14 protein-coding genes and 1 other RNA gene are annotated in these 14,858 nt (G+C 65.0%); 6 read left to right on the top strand and 9 right to left on the bottom strand.

What is annotated here, in order from left to right:
* Positions 1-9: 9 nt before the first annotated feature.
* From FSY59_RS13310 to cysK, 3 genes are all read right to left on the bottom strand, one after another.
* On the bottom strand, positions 10-405 hold the full coding sequence (locus FSY59_RS13310; RefSeq protein WP_255439423.1) for a hypothetical protein: 396 nt from the start codon (positions 403-405) through the stop codon (positions 10-12).
* A gap of 341 nt (positions 406-746) precedes the next feature.
* The gene (locus FSY59_RS13305) at positions 747-2,591 is read right to left on the bottom strand and encodes an ABC transporter ATP-binding protein (protein ID WP_003051166.1); all 1,845 of its coding nucleotides are present in this window, start codon (positions 2,589-2,591) and stop codon (positions 747-749) included.
* A gap of 216 nt (positions 2,592-2,807) precedes the next feature.
* Positions 2,808-3,728 (bottom strand): cysteine synthase A, encoded by a 921-nt coding sequence (gene cysK / locus FSY59_RS13300; RefSeq protein ID WP_003051168.1) that lies wholly within the window; start codon positions 3,726-3,728, stop codon positions 2,808-2,810.
* Between the two features lie 156 nt (positions 3,729-3,884).
* Between cysK and FSY59_RS13295 the strand changes: the two genes are divergently transcribed.
* On the top strand, positions 3,885-4,826 hold the full coding sequence (locus tag FSY59_RS13295) for a LysR family transcriptional regulator (protein ID WP_003051170.1): 942 nt from the start codon (positions 3,885-3,887) through the stop codon (positions 4,824-4,826).
* Between the two features lie 174 nt (positions 4,827-5,000).
* Here FSY59_RS13295 and FSY59_RS13290 read toward each other — a convergent pair whose 3' ends face one another.
* The 3 genes from FSY59_RS13290 to FSY59_RS13280 all read right to left on the bottom strand — a co-directional run bounded on the left by FSY59_RS13290 (position 5,001) and on the right by FSY59_RS13280 (position 8,450).
* Complete coding sequence (locus FSY59_RS13290; protein WP_148729099.1) at positions 5,001-6,365, bottom strand: amidase; 1,365 nt, start codon at positions 6,363-6,365, stop codon at positions 5,001-5,003.
* Positions 6,366-6,379: 14 nt separating this feature from the next.
* The gene (locus FSY59_RS13285; protein ID WP_148729098.1) at positions 6,380-7,057 is read right to left on the bottom strand and encodes a DUF2848 domain-containing protein; all 678 of its coding nucleotides are present in this window, start codon (positions 7,055-7,057) and stop codon (positions 6,380-6,382) included.
* 73 nt (positions 7,058-7,130) lie between these two features.
* A complete protein-coding gene (locus FSY59_RS13280; RefSeq protein ID WP_050874070.1) occupies positions 7,131-8,450 on the bottom strand; it encodes an MFS transporter in 1,320 nt (439 codons plus the stop codon).
* A 413-nt stretch (positions 8,451-8,863) separates the two neighbouring features.
* Between FSY59_RS13280 and FSY59_RS13275 the strand changes: the two genes are divergently transcribed.
* Positions 8,864-9,028, top strand: coding sequence for a hypothetical protein (locus tag FSY59_RS13275; RefSeq protein ID WP_223305621.1), 165 nt, complete (start codon positions 8,864-8,866; stop codon positions 9,026-9,028).
* Here the strand turns inward: FSY59_RS13275 and FSY59_RS13270 are convergent.
* Positions 9,012-9,926: a DMT family transporter gene (locus FSY59_RS13270; protein WP_043376924.1), complete on the bottom strand. Its 915-nt coding sequence runs from the start codon at positions 9,924-9,926 to the stop codon at positions 9,012-9,014. The genes FSY59_RS13275 and FSY59_RS13270 overlap by 17 nt on opposite strands.
* Before the next feature lie 91 nt (positions 9,927-10,017).
* On the opposite strand from FSY59_RS13270, the gene FSY59_RS13265 reads away from it, so the two are divergent.
* A complete protein-coding gene (locus FSY59_RS13265; RefSeq protein WP_003051188.1) occupies positions 10,018-10,842 on the top strand; it encodes a helix-turn-helix domain-containing protein in 825 nt (274 codons plus the stop codon).
* 21 nt (positions 10,843-10,863) lie between these two features.
* Positions 10,864-11,224: RNase P RNA component class A (rnpB, locus tag FSY59_RS13260), an RNA gene on the top strand.
* Positions 11,225-11,266: 42 nt separating this feature from the next.
* On the opposite strand, the gene FSY59_RS13255 is transcribed toward rnpB, so the two are convergent.
* Positions 11,267-12,049: a LuxR family transcriptional regulator gene (locus FSY59_RS13255; protein ID WP_043375189.1), complete on the bottom strand. Its 783-nt coding sequence runs from the start codon at positions 12,047-12,049 to the stop codon at positions 11,267-11,269.
* A gap of 136 nt (positions 12,050-12,185) precedes the next feature.
* On the opposite strand from FSY59_RS13255, the gene FSY59_RS13250 reads away from it, so the two are divergent.
* Together FSY59_RS13250 and FSY59_RS13245 are read left to right on the top strand one after the other, a co-directional pair.
* Positions 12,186-12,671, top strand: a complete 486-nt coding sequence (locus FSY59_RS13250; RefSeq protein ID WP_148729097.1) for a DUF3237 domain-containing protein — start codon at positions 12,186-12,188, stop codon at positions 12,669-12,671.
* 325 nt (positions 12,672-12,996) lie between these two features.
* Positions 12,997-13,998, top strand: coding sequence for a tripartite tricarboxylate transporter substrate binding protein (locus FSY59_RS13245; protein ID WP_019042436.1), 1,002 nt, complete (start codon positions 12,997-12,999; stop codon positions 13,996-13,998).
* 57 nt (positions 13,999-14,055) lie between these two features.
* On the opposite strand, the gene FSY59_RS13240 is transcribed toward FSY59_RS13245, so the two are convergent.
* A complete protein-coding gene (locus tag FSY59_RS13240; protein WP_003051199.1) occupies positions 14,056-14,823 on the bottom strand; it encodes a pseudouridine synthase in 768 nt (255 codons plus the stop codon).
* Positions 14,824-14,858 lie beyond the last annotated feature (35 nt).

The raw sequence follows: 14,858 nt of genomic DNA, 5'->3' as shown, positions 1-14,858 counted from the left end.
CTTGGGAGCTCAGGAAAATTGAGGCGGAGCTTGGGCCGGAGACGGCCGGATGATGCGACCGCGCCAAGGCCAAAGCCTGTGCACGGGTTTCGGGCGCGGTACGGGTCTGGCGGCAATGCAACGCATGCGCGACGCACGCAGACCCCAAGTCAGCAGAGCCAGGCCAATGATGGCCAGCAGCGGAGCCGCCAGCAGATCCAGCGGTTGCAATGCGTTCTGCACATCCACTTCAAAGGGCTCGGCTTGAGCCTGAGGGGCAGGGTGGTCGCTGCGAGAGTCGTGTCCGGTGAACAGATGGAAATGAGAATCAGCAATTCTGGAGGGTGTCGCGTGCACGTGCAGGCCGGATTGATTCGGAGTCCCGAAGTGGCCGTGCAGCAGCGGAATCAGCAGTTGCGCTGCCATGATCAGCAGCAGCAATGCGCTCCGCAGAGAAAGTCTCTGGATGGCACGCGACATGCGGTCGATTGTAGCGCTGCGACTGTCGGTGCAACAGCGCAATCCATTGATCAGGATTAGACATCCCGCCGATAAACGGCCGGCCTTTCAGCGGGCAGGGCCATCCGCAGCAGCGCCTGCAGCGATGGCTCAGGCTCGAGAGCATGGTGTCGTGCCGGCCATTGCATGGCTGCTGCAGCGCAGTCAAAAAAGGGGAGCCAAGCGCCCCTTCGAATTGCCGGTGCCCTTATGAAAAGAGCCGAATGCGCCGCATATCAAGCGCTGCAAGCCATGCCGGCTGGGCCGGTCTATTGCACGGCCTCGTCCTGGTCGGCCAGAAAGCCGCCGCTCTGGTGTGCCCAGAGCTTGGCGTAGATGCCGCCGTGCTGCAGCAGTTGCTGGTGCGTGCCTTCCTCCACGATATGGCCTTCGTTCATCACGATCAGGCGATCCATGGCCGCGATGGTGGACAGGCGGTGGGCAATGGCGATCACGGTCTTGCCGTCCATCAGCGAGTCCAGGCTTTCCTGGATGGCGGCTTCCACCTCGCTGTCCAGCGCGCTGGTGGCTTCGTCGAGCAGCAAGATGGGCGCGTCCTTGAGCATCACGCGTGCAATCGCCACGCGCTGGCGCTGGCCGCCCGAGAGCTTGATGCCGCGCTCGCCGACCTGGGCGTCGTAGCCGCTGCGGCCCTTGAGGTCGGTCAGCGTGGCGATGAAGTCCGAAGCCTCGGCCTTGTCGGCAGCGGCGTGCATGTCGGCTTCGCTGGCATCGGGGCGACCGTAGAGGATGTTGTCGCGCATGGAGCGGTGCAGCAGCGAGGTGTCCTGCGTCACCATGCCGATGGCGCTGCGCAGGCTGTCCTGCGTCACGCCGCGGATGTCCTGGCCGTCGATGGTGATGCGCCCGCTTTGCGGCTCGTGAAAGCGCAGCAGCAGATTGACCAGCGTGGACTTGCCAGCGCCCGAGCGTCCGATCAGGCCGATGCGCTCGCCGGGGCGGATGTGCAGGTTCAGATGGTCCAGCACCTTTTTGCCGCCCGCCTTGTAGCCAAAGCTCACATCCTCGAAGGCAATCGCTCCTCGCGTGACCTGCAGCGGCTTGGCGTCGGGTGCATCGACGATGGTGCGCGGCTTGGTCAGCGTGGTGATGCCGTCCTGGATGGTGCCCACGTTCTCGAACAGGCCCGTCATCTGCCACATCACCCAGTGCGAGTAACCCATCAGCCGCAGCGCCATGGCAATCACGGCCGCCACCACGCCGGCGGAGGCCTGACCTTGCGTCCACAGATAGAGCGCCGTGCCGCCGCTGCCCAGCAGCAGCAGGGCAATCATCAGGTGGTTGGTGATTTCGAACAGGCTGACCAGACGCATCTGCGCATAGCCCGTGGCCTTGAAGGCCTCCATGGCATTGCGCGCATATTCGGCTTCGCGGCGCGTGTGGGCAAACAGCTTGACGGTGGCGATATTGGTATAGGCATCGGTGACGCGGCCCGTCATCATGGAGCGCGCATCGGCCTGCTCCTTGCCGATCTGGCCCAGGCGTGGCACGAAATAGAAGCAGGCAGCGGCATAGGCGACGAACCACAGCGCAAACGGAATCATCAGCCGCCACTCGAAGCTGGCGGCCAGGATCAGAATGCCGATCATGTAGACGCCCACGCCCACAAACACGTCCACCACCATGAACACCACTTCCCGCACCGACAGCGCGGTCTGCATGATCTTGGTGGTGATGCGGCCGGCAAACTCGTCCGCATAGAAGGACATGCTCTGGCCCAGCATCAGCTTGTGGAACACCCAGCGCAGCCGCATGGGGAAGTTGATGGCCAGTACCTGGTGCATCACGGTGGTGTGCAGGGCCAGCAGCGCCACGCTGCCGAGCAGGATGGCGGCAATGCCCTGCACCGTGGCCTGCTGTTCGGCCCAGAAGTTGGCGGGCGAGACCGTGCCCAGCCAGTCCACCACGCGGCCCATGATGGCGAACAGTACGGCTTCATAGGCGGCCAGCAGGGCCGAGGTAAGGGTCATCAGGCCAATCCAGCCGCGCATGCCCTGGGTACAGGCCCAGACAAAGGCAAAGAATCCCTTGGGCGGAACCTTGGGCTCCTGGCCGGGATAGGGGGCTACCTGTTTTTCAAAAAATCGGAACAAGATGGAAATACTCCCGTGTCATGCTTGTGGCATATCTTGTCCCCATGGTAGGGGAGTGCCCTGGTTTGGTGTCAAGCGGACTCGATGACCGCTTGTCCCATGGGCCATTGGCATGGGCCGATGAGCGCGCGGCGAACTCGGGCTATGCGCGAGGTGTGCGGCGGGCATGAAAAACGCCGCATCTTGTGCGGCGTGGCAGGAAAGCGCGCGGCGCGATCAGGCGTTGGGCAGGAAGCCTTCCACCGACAGATAGCGCTCGCCCGTGTCGTAAGCAAAGCCCAGCACCCTGGCGCTGGGCGGCAGCTCTGGCAGCTTCTGGGCAATGGCGGCCAGCGTGGCGCCCGAGGAGATGCCGACCAGCAGGCCTTCCTCGCGAGCGGCGCGGCGCGCGTATTCGCGTGCGGGCTCGGCTTCCACCTGGATCACGCCGTCGAGCAGGCTGACGTCCAGATTCTTGGGCACAAAGCCGGCGCCAATACCCTGGATGGGGTGGGGCGCGGGCTGACCGCCGGAGATCACGGGCGAGGCCGCGGGCTCCACCGCATAGACCTTGAGGTTGGGAAACTTGGCCTTGAGCACCTTGGCCACGCCGGACAGGTGACCGCCCGTGCCCACGCCGGTGATGAAGGCGTCGAGGCCGTCGGGGAAGTCGCGCAGGATTTCCTGGGCCGTGGTGGCCTCATGCACGGCCACGTTGGCGGGGTTCTCGAATTGCTGGGGAATCCAGGCTCCGGGCGTCTGGGCGGCCAGTTCCTGGGCGCGGGCGATGGCGCCCTTCATGCCTTTTTCCTTGGGAGTCAGGTCAAAGGATGCGCCATAGGCCAGCATCAGGCGGCGGCGCTCGATGCTCATGCTCTCGGGCATGACCAGGACCAGCTTGTAGCCCTTGACGGCCGCGACCAGGGCCAGGCCCACACCGGTGTTGCCGCTGGTGGGCTCGATGATGACACCACCGGGTTTGAGCGCGCCGGATCTCTCGGCGTCTTCCACCATGGACAGCGCAATACGATCCTTGATGGAGCCACCTGGGTTGCTGCGCTCGGACTTGATCCAGACGTTGGTATTGCTGCCGAACAGACGGTTGATGTGAATGACGGGCGTGTCGCCAATCGTTTGCAGAATGTTGTCAGCTCTCATCGGACCTCCGCGAATAAGGGGTGGTGGGACAGTGGATCGCAGCGCAGGATGTCTGCGCAGACACAGAGCATTGTGCACGCAAGCGTTCTGCGAATGGGCTATATCGATATGACCCGAAAAGTGGGCAAGGCAGCGGGCGGTGATTAACATCGCCCCATGAATCTACGGTTTCTGGAAACCTTTGTGCTGCTGGCCGAGCTGCGCAACTTCCGCATGACGGCCGAGCGGCTGTTCACCACACAGGCTGCCGTCTCCAGTCGCATCGCCACGCTGGAGCAGGAGTTCGGCGTGCGCCTGTTCGACCGCGGCGTGCGCGAGGTCACGCTCACGGCCGACGGCGCCAAGGCCCTGGTGCATGCCGAGCGCATGCTCAGGCTGATGCGCGAGATGCGCGAGGACATGCTGGACAAGCAGGCCTATGCGGGCGTGATCCGCATCGGCGCCATCGAATCCATCGTGCACAGCTGGTTCCCCGACTTTCTCGCGCTGCTGCAGCAGCGCTATCCGCGCCTGCAGGTGGAGATCGCCTGCGACACCACCATCCATATGTCGGAGCAACTGCTCAAGGGCCAGCTCGATGTCTCGCTGCAGGCCAAGCCCGTGTCCGGCGGTGCCATTGCCAATCTGTCGCTGGGCGAGTTCGCCATGGCCTGGGTGGGCAGCCCCAAGCTGGGCATAGGCGACGAGACCCTGAGCCTGGCCGAGCTGGCGGCTTTTCCCATCATGAGCTTTGCGCGCGGCTCCGAGCCGTATGCGGTGATCGAGCAGCTGTTCAGCGCCGAAGGCAACGCCTCGCCGCACATGAACTGCATTGCCTCGGTGGCGACCATGATCCGCGTGGTCTGCGACGGCCTGGGCGTGGCGGCCGTGCCGCCGGCCATCATCCAGCGTGAGCTGGCCGAGCAGCGCCTGCGCCTGCTGCGCGTGGATCGCGAGTTCCCCTCGCTGCCGCTGGTGGCCTGCTGGCGCAACGATCACCAGAACCCGCTGGCTGAAACCGTGGTGCGCGCCGCCGAAGAGGTGGCCACGGCGTTTGCGCTGAACCACGGCCAGGCCGTGGCGCGGCTGCCGGGCGCCCGTCTGGCAGGGGACGCTTAAAGCGCAGGAGCAGGCACAGCTGGTGCTGGCACCAATGCCTGCCGAGCCTGGGGGTGTGCCTCATACTGAATAAAAAAGGAGCTGCTACCGCCTGTTGCATATAGATTTCAGAGTGTTTTCTGTCTGAAATCGTTTGCAGTAAAGCGTTAGCAGCTCCTATTTTTTACTCGGCAATCAGGCTTGGGCGAGCAAGGCCTCGACGGCCAGTGCCACCGACAGCAGGCGTTGGTCCTGAGCGGCCGTGCCGGCCAGGCTCAGGCCCACGGGCGCTTCGCCCGGGCGGTGGCAGGGCAGGGACACCGCGCAGCCGTCGAGGAAGTTGATCAGCGTGGGATTGCGCAGCATCAGCCCGTTGGCCGCGAAATAGGCTTCGTCGCTGGCCTCAAGCTCGGCAATCTTGGGCGCGATCACGGGCACCGTGGGCATGAGCATCAGGTCGTGATCGGCCATCTGCGCCTGGACGCGGGCAATCCACTGCTGGCGGCGCGCCAGCAGCTCGATATAGTCGGCCGCGCTGATGTCCTTGCCGCGCAGAATGCGCGTGCCCACGCGCGGATCGTATTCGGCCAGGCGGCCGGCGCCGGCGATATGGCTGCGGTGCCAGGCCCAGGCCTCGGCGGCGGTGAAGCCGCCCTTGGCATTGATCTGCGCAAGCTCGGAGAAGGGCGGCACCACGGCCTCGGTGATCTGCACGCCGGCCGCGTACAGCAGCGACAGCGCACGCTGCCAGGCCGCGGCCACGGCGCTGTCCATGCCGTCCAGCACCACATTCGTGGGCGTCAGCAGGCGCAGGCCCTGCAGCGAGGCCGCGCGCAGTTCGCCCTGCGATTCGCCCGACAGCACCGCGTCCAGCGCGGCGCAGCAGCGCACGCTGGGCGCCAGCGGTCCGATGGAGTCCAGATTGGCAGACAGCGGCAGCACGCCCTGCATGGGCACGCGGCGCGCCGTGGGCTTGAAGCCGGTCAGGCCGCACAGCGCCGAGGGAATGCGCACCGAGCCGCCGGTGTCCGAGCCGATGGCGGCCAGCGCCATGCCGTCGGTCACCGAGATGGCCGCGCCCGAGGACGAGCCGCCGGGAATGCGGCCGCCGTCGTTTTCCCGCTGCCAGGGATTGCGCGGCGTGCCGTAGTGCGGATTCAGCCCCAGGCCCGAGTAGGCGAACTCGGTCATATTGGTCGTGCCCACGATGACCGCGCCCGCGCGGCGCAGGCGCTGCACGACTTCGGCCGTCTGCGTGGCGGGTGCGGCATCGGCCAGCAGCCTGGAGCCGCCCAGCGTGGGGTGGCCCGCGATGTCGAACAGATCCTTGACCGAGATGGGCAGGCCTTCGAGGGGCGAGCGTGCCAGGCCAGCCGCGCGCAGCGCATCGCTGGCGCGGGCTTCGGCCAGGGCCTGCTCGGGCAGCACGCGGGTGAACACGCGCGGGCCTTCGCCTTGCGTGGCGCGCTCCAGTGCCTGCTCGGCCAGTTGCACGGCGCTGGTCTGGCCTTGGGCCAGGCGCTCGGAGACCTGGTCCAGGCGGGGAGAGACTGACGTCATGGGTAGCTCCGTGTTCAGGCGACGATGTCCAGCAGCTCACTGCGGTAGCGGTGGCGGATGCTGCGCTGGCTGCGCGGGTCGTACAGCTCCATGGCGAACTGCGTGGCAGGGCGTATGCCGCCGATGGCGGCCATGGTGCCGCAGGTCATGCCACTGCCTTCGGGCAACTGGCTCTGGCCGCCGGTGTAGCGCGCGATCAGGTCCTGGGGCGTGCGCAGGCTGGCCAGCGTGCCTTCCTGGTACAGCACTTCGCGGCCGTCCTCCACGATCCAGGAGCGCAGGATCAGCTCGTCCCAGTGGCCGGCCACATCGGCGAAGCGCCAGGCCTGAGTGGCCACGGGCTTGATGCAGGCCTGCTTGGAGAAGGCAACGCTATAGGCTTCGAGCTTGCGGTCGGTGTGGTCCGAGGCCAGGCTCACGAACATCTCGCCGCCATGGCTGAAGACGAAGACCTCGGCCTCGCCCGAGGAGTCCGGGCCGAGCACTTGCAGCGTGCTGCTCTGGCTCAGCTGGTTGCTGGCGATGCGGTAGTACAGCGGCACGGCGCTGGGGCGCGGAATGCCGAGCGCGGCCAGCTCCTCGATGTGGTGCTCGATGGCCGCATGGTCGCGTCCGGCCCAGCCGGCGACGATCAGGGTGTCGAAGATGGGGGCCAGGGTCTGGCCTTCGGGGGTGGTGAATTGCAGTTGCATGGCGGAAAGCTCAAAAAGGGGAAGGCGGGGCCTTGGCCCCGCATGGCGGCGCTGCGCAGGCAGCGTCAGGAGGTCACTGCTTCTTGACGAAGAGCACGACCAGGAAGGCGGCGAGGAACTCCAGCGCGGCCACGAAGTACAGCCCCGAGGACAGCGAGCCGGTGCTGGTCTTGAGCGCGCCGATCATGTAGGGCGCCACAAAGCCGGCCAGGTTGCCAACGGAGTTGATGAGGGCGATGCCGCCGGCGGCCGCCGTGCCGGCCAGAAAGGCCGAGGGAATGGACCAGAACACGGGGAAGGCGGCGAGGATGCCGACGGAGGCCAGCGTCAGCGCGCACAGGGCCAGCACGGCGTTGTGCAGGAACATGCCGGTCAGGATCAGGCCTGCTGCGGCGATCAAGGCGGCGATGGCGCTGTGCATGCGGCGCTCGCCGGTCTTGTCCGAATGCATGCCGTTCCAGACCATGGCCAGCGTGCCCGCGAGAAACGGAATGGCCGAGATCAGACCGATCTGCAGATTGTTCTGGATGCCGATCTCCTTGATGATGGACGGCGACCAGAAGGCGATCGTGGCGTTGCCGCTGACGATGCAGAAGTACACGGCAGCGCACAGCCAGACGCGGTAGTTGCGGCAGGCATCGGCGAAGGAATGCTGCTTGTGGCCTTGCTGGCTTTCCTCGGCCACGGCGGCGCTGACGGCGCGCTGCTCGGCTGCGCTCAGCCACTTGGCGTTCTCGGGTTTCTCGGGCAGCCAGGCCAGCACGAAGAAGCCGGCGATCACCGAGGGAATGCCTTCAAGAATGAACAGCCATTGCCAGTTGGCCAGATGGCCCACGTCCTGCATGCCGTTCATGATGGCGCCTGCGATCGGGCCGCCCACGGCGCCGGCGATGGCGAACGAGGTCATGAACAGGCCGTTGATGCGGGCGCGGTGGCGGGCCGGGAACCAGTAGGTCAGATACAGCACCACACCGGGGAAGAAGCCCGCCTCGACCACGCCCAGGATGAAGCGCAGCACATAGAACATGGTGGGCGTGGTCACATAGGCCATGGCCATGGACGCCACGCCCCAGAGGATGGTGATGCGCGCCAGTGTCTTGCGTGCGCCGATCTTCTCCAGCAGCAGGTTGCTGGGCACTTCGAACAGGAAGTAGCCGATGAAGAAGATGCCGGCACCCAGGCCGTAGACAGCCTCGCTGAACTGCAGGTCCTGCAGCATCTGCAGCTTGGCGAAGCCGACGTTGACGCGGTCTATCCAGGCCAGGACAAAGAGAAAGACCAGAAAGGGGATCAGGCGCCAGGTGATCTTGCGGTAGGTGGCGTCCATGTCGGGGTGCGCGTGCGCACCGGCATGGCCGGCAAGAGGGTGGGTGGCGGAAGCCGGGCTGCTCATGGGAGTCTCCTGTATGCGAAAGTGCAGCGGGCACATGGGGCGCTTTTGCTGGCGCTCCTGTGTGTCTTGGAACAGTGGAATGCGGCGCGGGCCGGTGTTCCTGTGGCGGCAGTATCGAAAGGCAGCGAGGGGCTGTCCAACAAGAAATTCTGAGCGGCCCTGAATGCAAATTCTTATGAGCAGAGGTGGTGCGGGCTGTGCACCGGCATGAGGCAGGCGTGCACCGATAAGGCGCGGGAAAACCCTAGGATCTATGCGCGCCGGATCGCGCTGCCGGGCCGCTCAAAACCCCGGTCGGCGCCTGGTGCCGGAGATTGCTGATTGATTCACATCAAGTCCTGGGGAGATGGTGTTTCCCCTCGGGCCTGCAATCGGGAACAATGAGGCAAAGTCTGTTTGAGGGAGGACTGCTCTTGCTCACGTTCAACACAATTCTGGTGCTGCTGGGGGTCTGTTGCGTAGGCCTGCTGGTCGGCTTTTCCTGGCGCGAGCAGCGCTGGGGCCCCTGGGTCATGCTGGTGTTCGTGGTGAGTCTGCTGTCGCTGATGAGCTACGCGATTCTCAATCTGCTGCTTTAGCACCGCAGGCCAGGGAAGGCCGCGCGCGCAGCGGGGCCTTCCAGAGCTCGGCCAGCAGCAGACCGGCAATCGTCATGATGCCGCCCACGGCGTGGTAGCCCGCCAGGGGCTCGTTCAGGGTGAATGCCGCGATCAGGGCGGTGAAGACCGGGATCAGATTGAAGAACATGCTCGATCGCCCGGGCCCCAGCGTCTGCACCGCCTTCATCCACAGCAGCGGCGCGGCGATGGAGGCCATGATGCCGGCGTAGCCCACCAGCGGCAGGTTGCTGGCGTCAAGCCCGGTCTTGGGCGAGAAGAGATACAGCGGGAACTGCACGACCACGGCAACCAGCACCTGCAGATACAGCAGCTGCACCGTGGCTAGGCGCGGCATGGGCCAGCGCTTGAGCAGGATGTTGTAGACCGCATAGGCCAGCATGGCCAGGAACATCATGGCGTCGCCCAGGTTCAGGCCCTCGGAAGCCAGATGGCTGAGCCGGCCCGATGAAACCACCAGCGCGACTCCCACAATGGCCAGCAACGAACCCCAGATGCCGCCATGCGTCAGCGGCTGGCCCAGCATGAACACGGCCAGGGCCAGCACCAGCATGGGCGTGAGCGAGCCGATGATGCCCATGTGCGTGGCCGTGGTGAAGTGGGCGGCGTAGTAGGCCAGGCTTTGGTAGATGACCATGCCCAGCACGCCCAGCACGACGATCCGTGGCAGCAGGGGCTTGATGTCGGCGCGCTGGCGCCAGATCGAGGGCAGGACGAAGGGCGTGAAAAGCACGGCCGCCACCAGCCAGCGGAAGAACCCGATCTCGGCCGCGCTGATGCTGTCTGCGGCCAGCTTGCTGACCACGGTGTTGACCGACCAGATCAGCACCGCGCCCAGTGGTAATAGGTATGCACCCATATGAAACTCCTTGAGGTGCTTATGATGCGCTTGACGTATTTGAAGCGCATTGCTGATTTCAGACATTTCATAACTCAAGCCGGACGAACCCATGCCCGCCTCTGCCCCGACTCCCGGCCCGGCCGCCAAGCGGTATGCCGTACAGATACTGGACACCGACAAAGTGCCTGGCAGCTATTACTTCCGCTATGACGAGTTCGGCGAACACAGCGAGGCCCCGTCGCACAGCCACCGCTGGGGGCATCTGAACTATGCGGCCCACGGCAGCCTGAACATGGATGTGCCCAGCGGTCATATCCTGTGCCCGCCGCAGCATGGGGTGTGGATTCCGCCTGGCGTGGTGCACAGCTGCTATCTGCAGCATGCGGTGCAGTACCGCTCCGTCTATCTGGCCCCCGATCTGTGTGCGGACCTGCCGCAGACGGCGGGCTGCATGCGCCTGGGACCTATCGTCAAAGCCGTGCTGGCGGACTTTGGTGCCAGGGGCGTGCAGATCCCGGTGACGGACGCCGATCTGCGGCTGGCCCGGGTGGTGCATGACCAGTTGCGAGCCACGCCGCTGGAGCTGAGCTTTCTGCCCGTGGCCCGGCATCCCGCGCTGGTGCAGGTGCTGGACGCCATGCAGTCGCGCCCCGACGACCACCGTAGCCTGGCCGAATGGGCCGAGACCGTGCACATGACGGAACGAACCCTGGCCCGCCACTGCCAGCGCGAGCTGGGCATGAGTCTGGGGGAATGGCGCCAGCGCATGCGCTATCTGCAGGCGATCGACGCGCTGGAGGCCGGCCACACCGTGCAGCGCATCGCCTATGACATGGGTTACAGCACGCCATCGGCCTTTATTGCGATGTTCCAGCGCGAATCAGGCCTGCCGCCCGAGCAGTTCAGGCGCGAGTTCTGTGCAAGTTCTTTCTGAACGCGGGATAATGCGCGCCGTGAAGTGCGCCAGACCGCCGCTGGTACTAGCCGAAAGGCCAACGCTTGCGTTGGGTCGAAAGACCGTACTGGAGGAACGTCCGGACTGCATAGGGCGGCGTAGCAGCTAACAGCTGTCCACCGTGAGGTGAGGATCAGAGCAACAGAGACGAGTCTGGCAGGAGTGCCGCAAGGCAGACCAACCAGGGTGAAACGGGCAATCTCTACGCGCAGCAATACCAAGTAGGCACACGTTGACGGGGCCCCCGGAGTGTGCGGGTAGGTAGCACCGAGCCATCAGGCGACTGATGGCCAAGATTAATGGCGGTCACATGGCGGGCAACCGTTGTGCACAGAATCCGGCTTATCGGCGCACTTCACACTTTCTTCCTCGGCCGGGCACAGCACCGGCGAATCCCCGGCATTCACTCCACCATCAGCGCGAACAACTGGTGGCGGTGGTGGATATCGAGCCGCGCAAAGGCGCGGTTGCGATAGGTCTTCACGGTGGCTGCGCTCAGCCCGAGATCGGCCGCAATGCCGTCCTGGGTCATGCCGCGCAGCAGGCGCAGGCAGACCTCGAGTTCACGCGCCGTCAGACCCGGTGCCAGCTCGCGCAGTCGAGCCGGCCATCTCTCATCTCCGGCAGCCATGTCCGCCGTCAGCGCCAGGTGCTTGTGCGTCAGAGCCATCAGGGCGCTGGACAGGTCCGCGAAGTCGCTCAGATGCCGGTCGGCAAAGGGTTTCTGGTGCGCATGGCGATAGAGGTTGACGGCAAACACCGAGCCGTCGGCACCGGGCTCGGCAATCGAGATGCGCTCAGCCACGCCATGCGCGTCATACACGCACTGGCGATGCAAGGGCGTGACCTCGTTGGCCTGCACATGGACCAGATTGCGCGCGCCTGGTGTATGCATATGTCCGGGCCATTCCTGGCCCCAGCTTCTGTCCTCGTGCTGGGGTCCCGAGAGATAGGCGCTCCAGCACTGGCGCGTGGTGTCCGCAATGCCCTGGGAGGCCGATAGAAACAGCCGCGGCCGGTAGCTGCCGATGCGATACACCGACAGCGAGGCCGTGGGCGCGATGGCGCTCAGCTGCTCCAGCGCGGTCTGGGCAAAGCAGCTCTGTCCCAGATGTTCCACCAGACCGGCCAGCAAGGCGCTGGCCTGGGCCATGCCGCTGGCCTGGGCCATATCACTGGCCGGCATGGCGTCAGTCGTCGAAGGTAGCTTCCAGGTTCTCATCGGTGTGTCTTGGCGTGGGCTGTCATCTTCTTGGGGGACAGCGAAATCTTCAACAGTGCTTACGCTCATGTCCCTGTGCCTAGACATCGCAAGGAGAGCAATGCTGTCGCCAAACCATGATTTCCAGATTGCCGCTCCAGGGCTGCGCCACTTTGCCGAATTTCGCGTGCAGGTGGGGCCGGCGCAGGAGGTGGGAGAAACGACACGTGGCTTGCGGCGTGTGATTCCCATCGTCGGCGGCCAGGTGCAGGGAGAGGACTGGTCGGCGCGTGTGCTGCCGGGCGGGGCCGACTTCCAGCTGCTGGTCAGCGAGGAAGTGGCCGAGCTGGACGCGCGCTATGTCATCGAAACCGACGGCGGCGATCTGATCTATGTGAGCAACCATGCCTTGCGCACCGGGCCGGCCGAGCTCATGCAGCGTCTGCGCCGCGGCGAGAGCGTCGATCCCTCGGCGATCTACTTTCGCTGTGCGCCGCGCTTTGAAACGGCCTCCAAGCGCTTTGCCTGGCTGGGGCAGCGCCTGTTCGTGGGTGCGGGAGCGCGCTTTCCGGAGCACGTCGTCATGCGGTTTTTCGAAGTGCTGTGAAACAGCATCGCAACAAGGAGACAAAAACATGAAAGTACTGCAAGCCCAGAACCAGCCCGGACCCGCTTTAGAACGTGTTCACGATCTCTACGCAGCCGCGTTGGAGCGCAATCGGGATGAGTTCGAAGCGATGGCTCGCCGCTTGCACCGGGGTGCAAGCAAGAGTCAGCGCGCAGCAAATCGCCCGATTGCGCTCCAACCCTGCGGGACAGCGGCTTTGCGGGCGGTCTGCGGCGTTGCGAATCCTCGCAATAGCGCGGCTATTGCTGCGGTATCGCGCCTTGCATCCCATCCCGCAAAGCCTCTGTCGCGGCACGAGGAAATCGTGAACACGTTCTTGGCACGGGCCTGGCGACGTCGGCTGCTGGCCCTGGCACTGCTGGCCGGCGGCAGTGCAGCCCTGGGCGTCGCTCAGGCCCAGACGGCTTATCCGAGCAAGACGGTGCGCATGATCGTGGGCTTTCCGGCGGGCACGGGACCCGATGTAGTGGCCCGGCTGCTGGCACAGAAGCTTTCCGAAGCATGGGGCGGCGTGGGCGTGGTGGTGGACAACAAGCCCGGTGCCGCCGGCCTGATCGCAGCCAGCGAGGCGGCGCGTGCACCGGCCGACGGCTACACCATCATGCTGGCCGAGACCGGACAGCTCAGCATTGCGCCCAATACCTACCAACGACTTGCCTACCAACCGCGCAAGGATTTCGCCCCCGTCAGCCAGGTGGTGAGTTCCGACTTCGTGCTGCTGGTCAATCCCGAAAAGGTCAAGGCGCGCAACGTCAGGGACTTTGTGGCCTGGACCCGGCAGCAAAACGGCTTGTTCATGGCCACTTTCGGAGCGGGCACGCCGGGGCATTTCGGGGCCTATATGTTTGGCGATGCCGTGCAGTCCAAACCCGAGGTGGTGCACTACAAGAGCACTTCGGATGCCTTGAGCGGCATTTTCAGCGGCGATGTGCAGGGCGTGTTCGCTTCCTCCGGCATGGCGATCCCGCAGGTGCGTGCCGGCAAGCTGGTGGCCCTGGGAAGCACGGGCAGCGCGCGTGTGGAGCAGTTGCCCGAGTTGCCGACCATGAAGGAGCAGGGCTTTGGCAACCTGGAGTTCAGCTCCTGGTTCGGCATCGTGGCGCCCGCCAGGACACCCGCGGACGTGGTGAGCAAGCTCAATGCCGATCTGCTCAAGGTCCTGCAATCGGGCGACGGCAGGGCGCGGCTGCAGGAGGCAGGCTTCAGGGTCACGGGCACCAGTGCGCAGCAGTTTGCCGACATCATTGCTGCCGATACCGTCAAATGGGGCAAGGCAGTGGCTGCGACGGGCTTCAAGGCGGATTGAGCGGGCCGGCGCGTGCCGCGGCCGAGTCCGGTTGGCGGCACGCGAAGGCCGTTCCGCTCAGAACCTTTCCCAGGGCATCAGATAGCGCCACTGACCCTCGGGTACCTTGGCCAGCGAGACGCGGCCAAGGCGCAGCCGGCGCATGCTGACCACCGTCAGGCCGATGGCGGCGCACATTTTCTCGATCTCTTCGGGCGCAATGCCCTTGAGAGCGAAGCGCAGATGGCTTTCGCTTTGCCAGCTGACATGGCAGGGAGGCATGCGGCGATGGCCGTTGCCACCGGGAATGGGCAGACCTTCGTACAGGATCTCCAGGCCATCTTCAATGATCTGGCCCTCCACGCCGACGATGATTTCCTGCTCCAGCCAGATGCCTTCCTCGGCCAGCTTGCGTGCCACGCGCTTGTCCTGGGTGTAGACGATGAGACCGCTGGCAGGCAGCGGAATCGTCAGAAACGACTCCAGATTCCTGAAGTGATGGTCCAGCACCAGCTGGGGCATGGGCGTGTCCAGCTTGGCCTTGGTGTCCTCGCTCAGCAGCGAATGCGCGCTGCGCACGCGGCCATAGGCCGGGCCCTGGGTCATGCCCGCGGGCTTGTTCATCAGGATGGTGACGGGCGGAATGGCTTCAGGCTTGGCATCCTTGCGCAGGATCACCACCTGGTCGGGGCGCACACGGGTTTCGGGCACTTGCACCACTTTGCCGTCCACCTGGACATTGCCCGCGACGATATGGAGCTCGGCCTCGCGGCGCGAGCATTGTTCTTGCTCTGCCAGGCGCTTGGCCAGGCGGATGCTTTCTTGTTCAGGCAGGGATTCAGACATGGCAAGAGCTTAATGCTCCGGCCATGTCCTAGTTG

Origin of the sequence: Comamonas sp. Z3 (assembly GCF_008121565.1) — a bacterium.
GTDB lineage: Bacteria > Pseudomonadota > Gammaproteobacteria > Burkholderiales > Burkholderiaceae_C > Comamonas > Comamonas brasiliensis.
Note: the sequence above shows the minus strand (reverse complement) of the source record. Positions and strands in the feature narration are given on the sequence as shown.

Excerpts from the sequence above, each read along its gene's own strand:
- FSY59_RS13310 (WP_255439423.1), bottom strand. The coding sequence starts at position 405 with ATGGCAGCGCAACTGCTGATTCCGCTGCTGCACGGCCACTTCGGGACT.
- cysK (WP_003051168.1), bottom strand. The coding sequence starts at position 3,728 with ATGAGAGCTGACAACATTCTGCAAACGATTGGCGACACGCCCGTCATT.
- FSY59_RS13295 (WP_003051170.1), top strand. The coding sequence starts at position 3,885 with ATGAATCTACGGTTTCTGGAAACCTTTGTGCTGCTGGCCGAGCTGCGC.
- FSY59_RS13290 (WP_148729099.1), bottom strand. The coding sequence starts at position 6,365 with ATGACGTCAGTCTCTCCCCGCCTGGACCAGGTCTCCGAGCGCCTGGCC.
- FSY59_RS13285 (WP_148729098.1), bottom strand. The coding sequence starts at position 7,057 with ATGCAACTGCAATTCACCACCCCCGAAGGCCAGACCCTGGCCCCCATC.
- FSY59_RS13280 (WP_050874070.1), bottom strand. The coding sequence starts at position 8,450 with ATGAGCAGCCCGGCTTCCGCCACCCACCCTCTTGCCGGCCATGCCGGT.
- FSY59_RS13270 (WP_043376924.1), bottom strand. The coding sequence starts at position 9,926 with ATGGGTGCATACCTATTACCACTGGGCGCGGTGCTGATCTGGTCGGTC.
- FSY59_RS13265 (WP_003051188.1), top strand. The coding sequence starts at position 10,018 with ATGCCCGCCTCTGCCCCGACTCCCGGCCCGGCCGCCAAGCGGTATGCC.
- FSY59_RS13255 (WP_043375189.1), bottom strand. The coding sequence starts at position 12,049 with ATGCCGGCCAGTGATATGGCCCAGGCCAGCGGCATGGCCCAGGCCAGC.
- FSY59_RS13250 (WP_148729097.1), top strand. The coding sequence starts at position 12,186 with ATGCTGTCGCCAAACCATGATTTCCAGATTGCCGCTCCAGGGCTGCGC.
- FSY59_RS13240 (WP_003051199.1), bottom strand. The coding sequence starts at position 14,823 with ATGTCTGAATCCCTGCCTGAACAAGAAAGCATCCGCCTGGCCAAGCGC.